Genomic DNA, 10,341 nt, shown 5'->3' with positions numbered 1-10,341 from the left:
TACCGGTTTTAATAGAGATATTACTTTTCGTATAGCTGCTACAGTTACAATCCAGCACCTCTTTTACCCAAACACTTACCAGCATTTTCTTGCCGGCAAACGGCGAAAAAGAAGGTAAAATCACTTTGCCATCTGCCCGGATTCCCTTGAGCAAAATGGCGCCCGGATAGCAACTGGTCGTACTTGTGTTGATAGTAAAATCGAAATCATCGGTATCTGTATTAACCACAATACTACCTGCCCCTACAGCTGACTTCACCAGGATGGAGTGCGTCCCTGAGTGGGCCACATTGCTATCGATACTGGATTTATAAGGCGTATAGTCGAAGTTTCTTGTCACGGCACAGGTGGTATCTTTATTGCCTCCAAAATCATAATCCTCAAATCCTTCAAACAGGGATTCGCGGTAATGCGCATTTTGTATAACCGCTACCGGTAACGTGTTGTCGTAGCCGTACAAACCTGCGTTATACCGTCCTAAGGGATCTTTATTCTCCAACTCAAATCCTTTGATGTTGAATAACGTAGACTGCGCATTCCATACCCAAATCGTTGTATCATATACCGGCTTTAAAATACTATCGGACGATTGCCGGTTCCAGAATGGGACAAAGGTGGCGAAGGTACCATTTTTACGTATATCCGTTGTCGTTACCGAGGCGTCGGATTCTTTCCTTGCGCCGTAATACGTAAAGGAGCGATAAGGACGCCAGTTGCCTGCTATCCCCAGACTATAGGGATTTACACCTGTATCCTGCACGGCACTGTAACAGGTACCGCTGGTATCGGGTCGTAAGGCATAAGGTGCCGCCATGGCTGTCTTAGCCGAAGCTAAGAACAGCGATAGGGTGCAATATATTATGATGATAAACGGTTTCATTGAAATGATCAGTTAATGTTATTTTATGACAAATGCACTGTTGGGAAGGATCGTATAAGTGTTAACTATATCTGTAGTCACAAGCGTATTCTTTAGTCCAGGTGTTAAATACTCTTCAACGTGCGTCCAAATAGTTCTCCCAGTCGAGGTCCACGAGGGGCCATTAGCGGTGACTACCTCCGGAGTATCCTGAATACTGTGACCGGTATGTGCACCTGTTTGATCAAATTTTTCCCTCTTGTTTATGCTAAACGTCAGATTATTTACTGACCGGGGGATGGTACAAGCTTCATCTTCATAAAAGCTAACAACAACATCTCCCTCATTAATAGTACTCTCATAGTCATTTGGAACCCCTGTTGCAGTCTGATGCTGATTAGTTATCGTCAGCTTTGCATAAAAAGAACACGCTCCGTGATCCCTTGCATACTGAGGCCCTCCGGCATTTAACTTTATGAGTGTTTTATTGTTTGCCGCAGCAACACTGGCATAAGAAGTATCGGTGCCTACCGGCAATGTATATATGACTACTGAACCTGTTGTTCCTACCGGACAGTTGTCTCTTGTAAATGAGGCGCTTTGTTCTTCATTAGTATAATAACAGCCACCCTTACTATTGGCATAGGCTTGCCCCTCGGTTTGTAGTCTTGCCTGTGCCAATGCATCCGCAGCGGCCTGGCTCACCAATGAGGAATCCGCGCCCGCTCTAAGTATGTATTTTACCTGATCTCCTGTAGCAGGGCTGGTACAACTCTTCGTGAAATAAGCCGTATCTGCTTTGCTATAGTAAAAATTACATTGGATTTGTTGTTTCGCAAGAGCGGGCCCGCTATACTCCATATAAGCTTTGGCTATTTCATCTGCCATTTGCTGACTTACTACAGAACTGAATCTATTGGCGGCCACCGTAACAGGGATTCTTTGTGTATTGGTACCGCAGGTAACGGTGAAAGTATCCGTCAAAGCAGCATTACGGAAGGTGTCAATAATAATACCCGCAAACTTTCTATCAGGTACTTTCCAGAATTCTTTAAACTCTGTAACAGCGGCATTAATTACACCGGAGGCATCATTCAATACCAGCTGATTGCCTACCAGCGGATTTTTAAGCATGGTAATGCTGCCGGCCGGAGCTGCAATATTCCTTCTGCCGGAGCGGATAATTTTCATGGTTACATCAGCGCCGGTAAGGGCAGAACCATCCTGGTTAATAAAATAAATATCGGGGGTACCACCTTTCAGCAAGTTGGCATCTACGGCCCATACTTTAAAGGAGACTGGCCAATATGCTATTTCAGGTTCGCATTCAGTACCTGCTACTTTACGTTTGGCATATGCCAGTATTTCATCACCACTAAAGAAATAGTCATTCACATTTCCGGTGAATCCACTTACAATACGACCTTCTTTGATCCCGATGTGCTCCAGCACTACGCCTACATTTTTATAGGCACCAGCCATCCCTTCATAGATCCAGGCTGCAGGATAAGTATAGTTATACACGCGGTCATTGTACTCATTTTGTACAGAGGTCAACACCGGCTCTCCTGACTCCGCGTCATACAACAAATTATGCGTCACTACTTTACTGCCCTTTTCCACAGCCATTACGCTGTCAATAATACCGTGGCGGTTAATCACTTTGGTGGCGGCTACGGAACGGAATACGTTCTCTTCCCGCTGTGGCAATGGGATCAGCGACGGAATCAGGATAGGCCAGATACCTGCTGTAAAGAAATCCGCATTTACACTCAGATTCACACCATTGGTAAGTGATCGCTGTTCCCGCATATCCAGCATCAGCTCCATATCTTTTCCTATCTCACTGTTCGTGATCACTCCTTTGGGAGAGATGGTCAGCACCTTATTGTCCAGGTGCTTTTCGGCCGATGCCTGGTTGTCTACCCGATAAAAGTTTTCTGTATAAGAGATCCAATGATCCGGATCTGTTTCTGAGTAAGAAGCCTGCGAACGCAGCTTCCCATTCATATCATTGATTTCAATTTTAAACCCTTGAGATACCGCCAGGAAATGCATGGAGTTTACACGCAACAGATCCATTAGCGGATTCTTATATCGCTTCTTGGTGGCGTCGTTAATGGTTGTCCGTTCGGTGATAGTTGGGAAGTCTTTAGATGTATAAAAACAGGTTTCATCATATCCATTTGCTGACCGGTTCTTTTTTGCGTTAATGGTGCGTACCCTTACTTTACTATAACCCACCGAAGGCGAAGGAAAGAAAGATTCACCCAAAGGCTCTTCCACATATCCTAAATTTATGGGTGCCAGTACGCTTACCCGTTCCTGGTATTCTATGGGCATATGCCAGGGGTTTTCTTCCCCTCCCATCACCGGCTCATAAGCAGCCACGCCACTGCTGATCTTAAGTGTATCGCTATTGACTATTTTAGTGGTCGTGTAATCATATTCTTTACCGTATGCGGCGCCACGCTGACCAGTCATTTTATTCCAGTAATCATAACTTACTACCCGCTTCACGCGTAAGCCTCCACCATATTTCTTTAAATAGGGGTTGGTTAACCGTGCATAAGAACGGGAAGTATCAATGGACTGTGCCCATCGTTTTGGACGGGCATTATTTTCAAAATTTTTAAAGGCGCTTTTGATATTATCTACCTGGGTATATAAAATCTCTACTGCCTCCCGCACACCTATGTCACTTCCTTCATCTGATCCCGGGTAAGCTTTGGAAGGCAGGTTCAGTTTCAGGAACTGCATCGCGGCTTTTACCAGCGGACTTATATTTCCACCCTCATCGCCTTGTCTGTCAATACCGGTTAGTCTTACCCAGATTGTTTTTCCACCATTATAAAATCCATACCCACCGGCCGTATCAATCCCGGCATAGCAAGACACAAATTCCGACCCCGTACCAAACTTGTCTCCCGGCATACCTACAAACAACCGGAAGTAGATCTTACTCACACCTTCGAGATACCTTGCATATACATCCGCCTTTGATTTTACTGCATAGGGAACGTTGATAGATACATACAGATAATCGCGGTTGGCAGAATGATCATATAGCTGGTTGCTAATATCCGCAGTAGTATTCGGTATTCCCGGACTGAAACCTGCCACCTTACACATTTGCATGGCACGTTTGTTCTGCACATAGGCATAGTCGTCACTTTCATAATCTATCTTCAGGCGGCCACCGGAAGGCATTTCGATAGAATCCAATGTCCAGGCGGCGGCATTGGCCGCAGCCTGTGTACTATCCTGCAACGCATAAGGATAGTCCGAGTTACTGATGAGGTTACCACTACCGGAACCAGGGTTTTGCAGCGGATCTTTATAATTTCCCCAGCGATCATATTTACTGGCCGAGTAGGAAGGATTTAGCTTATTATAATTAAACCGGTAGGAATTCTTCTTACCTTTTTCATTGCCATTGTAGGTAAACCAGATTTCTCTCAGGGTCAGTTTACCACTGACGTTACCATTAGTTCCATCGTTGTTCACACCAGGACAAAGGGTGGAGTCATATCTGAAATGCACCGTTTTTACCGGTTTGGCATTTGTACCATTTTTCAGATAATCTGCTTTGGTATATAAATCAATCTTTTCCAGGCGCCGGCCTCCTCCATCTGTTTTTCTGCCGAGCGAATCAATTTGTAAAAGGTCGGATCGCTTACCCAGGGTAAAAAAGGCCACCATACTTTTTGACTCAATAGAATTCAGGAACCACAGCTCTTTTCCTCCACTCACATAGCTACCTTTATCATCGCGGTTATCTGTTTTCATGCCTTCATTATAAGTAGCCATCTTGTTATAAGGTGCACGCCATAAAAAAGGATTTTTAATGCCTGCAGTGCGGGTGTAATTAAAACGAATAGCATTACCAGCATCATCATCAGAAATACCATCTCCGGTAATATCCACATAGTCGGGCGAGAGGATACCTGTTAAAAGATAAGAGTGTGCATATGGCGGCATGAACTCACCAGTATAATAATGGTCGTTGCCCTTTGTATTCCCCAATCCATCATCTACGCCCGGAGTATAACCTACCAGGCCATCGGCAGGCACGGCATCCTTTTTTTCCACAGAAAAAGTAGTTTCTTTTTGCTGGAGATTATATACCGGGATACCATATACGTACCTGCGCCCATCGCCATTTAATACATCTATTTCGGAAATGTGGTCTGCCTTGCGGAAAGAATTCATTCTTTTCTCTCGCATAAAAGCGCCACCGTTTACAGGAAAGGCGTCTACATCCTTCCTGGTAAAAAACTTACTCGATGGAATGATCTGATAACCGCTGTTAGGTCCTAAGGCATCAGACTGCCAACTCAACTTTACAACGCCATCTCTCGAAGCCTGTACATAGTCGACCTCTACGTCATATAGTTGCCCTCCTTCCAGGCTAATTTTTCCATAGGTGGCTTCCAGGGAATGGTTCTGCATATTACCTATCTTCCACTCATCTCTCAGCTTTAATCTGCTTCCATCATCTGATTCCAGCTTAAACTGGTAAATACCGGATACCGGTACTTTCAACCGTCCTATCAACTCCAGGGCAAAATGTTCTTTCTTTCCGGTAGGCACATGAAAAGCATCTCTGTTTTCAAAATCTACCTGAGATTCATTCCTGTTGCCCAACCAATCGCCAAACCATTCTTTGTCGTAATAACGACCCAACAATCCATCTCCATTACCATAAAATTCATCTACAAAGTCGGCTTTGCTGCGACCCACCGTAAATCTGTTTTCGGTGTAGTTTTCAATATATTTAGATAAGCCTGCTTCACTCGCCTCTTTGGCTGTCAAATAGGTAATCGACTGTGTGCGTTTCTCACGCGCCGGTTTTACTGTATTAGCGTTGGTGAGGGTAATATCCGGCTGTGCAGTACCATTTTTAAAAGGCGTAATTTTATTCGTTGTTTGAATAATAGGTAAATTCAGCAGCTGATACAGCCGGGGTGTCACTACATTATCTCCACCCATGGCATCATAAAAAGTAGTAGCATTTACCGTTTTCTCTCCGGGACTCCTGAAATAAGCTGCCTCAAAATCTTTGGCTGTTTTCCGGAATCCGGTCACTGATCTGAGTGGGTTGTCAGTTTCCCAGAGCGCAGTTTTGGTAAATGACCTGGTATAATTAACATCTACCCCTCCATGCACAATAAACCCGGCACCAACATCCGCACTAAAGCTGCCGGATTGATCACGGGTAGTCATTTCATGATCATGTACAAAGCCGATGTCGTTCCGGTAAGCCCGGAAACTGCCACCAATGCCTTCACCAGACATAGAGAATACATCATAGGTATACGAAGGAATAGCAATATTGGGAACAGCCGGTTTTTCACGGTAAGGAATATCTTTCTCCCGGTTAAAATCCAGTAATGCATTGCGATTACCGTTGGCCGACTCATAATTCAGATAGCCGTAGGCAGGAAGACTAAGGTGCGTATCTGCTCCTGCAATTCGTTGTGTGGAAACATAACCGCTAACGTACAACGCAGGATGTACTACGGTCACTTCCGATCCCAGCTTCAATGTTACGGTATACATGGAATTTGTATAGGGTATATTAATAGTAGGTGTATAACCCGGATAGGCAAACGAAATATGTGAACTGATCCTGGTACCGCTACCTAAACCTTTTTGGTTATAACCTCCCACCTCTCCACATTCATTCATAATTACATCGGCGGCACTAAACGCGCGTACACCTCCGGACAGCTGCAGTGCAGATAAGCCAGACCTTGAATTATACGAAGTTCCTACAGAAACACTCCCAGTGTATCCTCCTTTTTCCATGGCTTCTTTACTGGGAAACTCTACACCCAGCGAAGGAGAAATAGAGATCCCTTCCTGGGAATTATTACTGAGAGACAGTCCTGTTGTTAAAGCGCCTTTTGTTTTATCTCCCAGGCTAAGATTGGCATTTACACCCGATTCCAGCCCCCATCCTCTATAGCTGTTTTTGAATACACCCAGACTAAACCCTAAGGTTAACGGCGCTCCGGTTATTTCCAGATCTATACCTGCGGTGACGCCCACTGTTTGGTTCTGCTTTATGGTGAGTTCCTTGGAGATAGAATCTTTTCCGTTAAAATCATCAGGGATACCGCGAAGATTACGGGTAATACTTCCGGGATTTATATTCCAGCCCAGGCCTACCCAGCTGGCTTCCTGATCCATAGAGATACCGCTGTTATACCCAATCGTAACGGGATAACCTCCTACATCCAGCAAGGGAATATTATAGGAAAAATCGCCGCTGAACAGGTCTACCATATTCCCGTTGTCAGCCGAATGAAACGACTGCGTTTCCGGTTGTGTGGGTCCTCCGATATCGCCGGCCAATTTATTGCCGGCTGTCTTAACATTCGTTATCGGCTTCGTTGCTTTTTTGGGCGGAACAATAGCAACAGTACTATTGTTAACGTTACGCCATACGTTTATAGGAGCAGGTATCGGGGCAGCCATTTTCTCCAGTCTTCCTACCATCGGAACGGCAGCCTGAAGGTGGGTAGGAATGATCATCTCAAGATAAATCACTGCGAGCATCGTACCCGCAATCCATTTTTTTCCTCTCGCGACATAGGCCAGTATCATGTAATTCTATTTTAGATAAGGGATGAGATCAGGGATCGTTTATTAATTACTACTGTAAATGAATTTCATTTCCCAGGTTTCCGAACGGCTGTTGAACAATCTGAATACGTATAACTTCCCGGCCGATAGCCGGCTACCGGTATCCAGCGGCAATACAATCATGTTGGTACCCGGCTGCAGGTTTATGTTCCCATGCCGGATCACGCGGTTTTTATCTTCGAGAGATACAATTTCGTAGGTTGCTTTCTCATCTCCGGCATCATTCACGTAGCTGCATTTCACAGATTTGCCGCAATTGATCACCTGGCTGGCATTCCGTCTCAACTCTACAAAGGAAGTCAGGTCATCAACAATACTGTTGGCGGGCCTTTTTACACGAAACGTCCACACATCCGTTTGTGCAGCGTATTGCCGGCCATTGTTGGCCGTCACCATCCAGGCATAGGTAATACCGGTATCCAATGCCGGAGATCCCGCGGGATAAGTCATAAAAGGTTGCCGCAGGGAAGATACCCGGTACACCGGCATATTCACCTGCACTCCTTCCAGCGGTGACTGATTTTCATATAGTGCTACCAATGTCAGGTCGTAATTCAGATCAGAAAACAAATTCACCGGCGCAGGAGGAATCCAGGTAAACTGGGGCTGTGAAGCATCCAGCAATGCGGCATTGACAGGTGTATTCAGCTGTGGCGGTGCTACCGGCTCCACAACAAAACTGAGACAGTCTTCCGTTTGCGGGCGCATGGATTTATCTCCTGTCACCACTATGCTGTAGCAAACTTTATACTTACCGGGTGGCAGCAATGCATTCTCCCGCCGGTCAGCCACTGGAGAAAGATATTCATAAGACACAGGTCCTACATCTTTCAGCTGCAGTTGTTTTGCGCCCACCGATAGCTGTATTGCGCGGGACGTTCCCGTTAACACGGGCTGCCCTGTAACGGCGTCCATTAAACGAAGCATAATCGTGGCCGTTAAAGGTGTGGAAGCAGCATTGGTTACTACCATATTCCACAACTGTGATTGCTGTAATATACCGGCAGGGGGAACCTGGGCAGACATCGCTACCTGGGCATTCAATTTCATAGATAGCAACAGCAACAATAATGTGCCGCTTGCTAGGGCTTTTTTTCGGGTCATACTTAAAATATCCTTGTATAAGTTAATCTTCCTGTATTGTTAGATATCAGTTGCTTTCCTCCACCAGGCAGATAACTTTTCTCTGCCCTCAATGCTACTTCTCCAAACCGGGGAATATTCATTCTTGCATTTGCGCCGTAACCCCATTGCTGAATAGCATATACGGTTTGGCGGTTGTATTTCAGGGTACCTCCTATCTCCAGCCAATTCAACGCCTTCCAGCTGGCATCACCGGCCAGACTATACAGTCCATATTCTTCCGTAACCGCTGCTGCTGCCTGACCAGCCAGAGTAAACTTTCTCAGAAATACAGTATGGGCGGCTACGATGTTACGACTGTTGAAATAGATGAAGGACGTATCTGTTTGCCGGTTATAAAAACGGGAATAAGTGACCATACTATTCATCATAATATCCCGGTACTTATAAGTATGTGTGACCGTTCCCGTTAGCATGTAAAACAATTGTTCCGAAAAATGCTGCTCATCCAGTTTTATCAACTGGGAAGTGGGTTGATAGCCGATGCTAACCACCGGCCAACGCGGGATCCGCATGGTGAGCTGCACACTTTTGAAAACAGTATTGCTTTGGTAATTGGAGGGCATGTAAAAAGTGGCATAATCATTTTTCCGGATCGCCGCCGCCAGCATCAAACGCTGATGGAAAAAAGGTTGCTCTGCCTGTATGTTCCAGGCAATTTGCCGCGAGCCCGTGGTATAAAGACTAAACGATTGAAAATCGCTGCCCATCCATTTATACATCCCCGTTACATGTGTACCGGAATAATTTATCAACGTACTAAAAGAGGCGGTGTAAGCTTCATTAGTATGACCGGAGAAATCCAGCATGCTCCCAAAGTTGCTGCTTCCCTGCGATTTGCGGGCGTTATATGGCATAGATGACCGTGCCACCTCCCCTACGAGAAAGGTATTGGGCCCCAGCTTCCATTGGGCCTCCAATGCCATACCCATTAAACGATTATCTACTGGTTGACTGCTATCTGTTGTGACAGCATTATTACCATACAATTGTTTTTTCCCCGTATAATAGGTCAGGAAAACGTGGTTATCTTCTTTCATACCAATACCACCACGAATCAGGGTAAGATACTGAGGCGCGCGCTGCTCCTTCACAATAAAATTCCGGAACTGATAATCTACTACGCCCGTGGCCACCGCGAGATAATAAGAAGGATTGTATTCCATCTGTATGCCTGAAATACTGATATTTCTGGCAGTAAGTTCTGAATAGTCTGCAATGGTTCTGCCAATACCAAAACTTCGTATAGCCAACAGCGTACGGAATCCTTTGGGCAGTATCGTATCCGGCAGATTCAGGCTTTCCAGTGCCTCAGACAACTCCCGGTTATTACGGCTATGTTGTAAAGCATCCAGCAAAGTGGCTTTCTGCCGGTTTGTTTTGAGTTCGAGTTGATGGTAGCGTTTATCCGCTACATTTAGTATTTGCTGCAGTGAATCTGTTACTTTACTATAATGTGCTTTTTCTGCAATCAGTTCCTGGTACAGCGAATCTCCCCTGCTACCCGGCCTGTTCCGCCCCGCCAATGAGTCCATTTTAAAGCGTAATGCCTGTTCCCGTGCTTCAATCAACCGTTGAATATAAGCGGCTTCGTCAAAAGAATTGCGCAGCGTAGATACCTTGCTTCTCAACCCATCTGCGTAGGCTTTCAGAGAATCCAGTTCCCGGAGTTGTTTAAATTTCCCAGC

The 10,341-nt window shown here is 45.4% G+C and carries 4 protein-coding genes; all 4 read right to left on the bottom strand.

What is annotated here, in order from left to right; translation table 11 throughout:
• Positions 1-880: hypothetical protein (locus tag VIP81_RS30870; RefSeq protein ID WP_331971115.1), on the bottom strand; the 880-nt coding region annotated here is incomplete at its 3' end.
• Positions 881-898: 18 nt separating this feature from the next.
• Positions 899-7,471 carry a DUF5977 domain-containing protein gene (locus VIP81_RS30865; RefSeq protein ID WP_331971112.1) on the bottom strand — a complete coding sequence of 2,191 codons (6,573 nt, stop codon included), beginning with the start codon at positions 7,469-7,471 and terminating at the stop codon, positions 899-901.
• Positions 7,472-7,513: 42 nt separating this feature from the next.
• Positions 7,514-8,560: a hypothetical protein gene (locus VIP81_RS30860; protein WP_331971109.1), complete on the bottom strand. Its 1,047-nt coding sequence runs from the start codon at positions 8,558-8,560 to the stop codon at positions 7,514-7,516.
• Positions 8,561-8,616: 56 nt separating this feature from the next.
• The coding region (locus tag VIP81_RS30855) for a hypothetical protein (RefSeq protein ID WP_331971106.1) at positions 8,617-10,341 on the bottom strand (1,725 nt) is incomplete at its 5' end.

Source organism: Chitinophaga sp., from assembly GCF_036566945.1.
Lineage (GTDB): Bacteria > Bacteroidota > Bacteroidia > Chitinophagales > Chitinophagaceae > Chitinophaga.
The sequence above is the reverse complement of the archived record's forward strand: the minus strand, read 5'-3'. Positions and strand labels throughout refer to the sequence as shown.

Excerpts from the sequence above, each read along its gene's own strand:
- VIP81_RS30865 (WP_331971112.1), bottom strand. The coding sequence starts at position 7,471 with ATGATACTGGCCTATGTCGCGAGAGGAAAAAAATGGATTGCGGGTACG.
- VIP81_RS30860 (WP_331971109.1), bottom strand. The coding sequence starts at position 8,560 with ATGAAATTGAATGCCCAGGTAGCGATGTCTGCCCAGGTTCCCCCTGCC.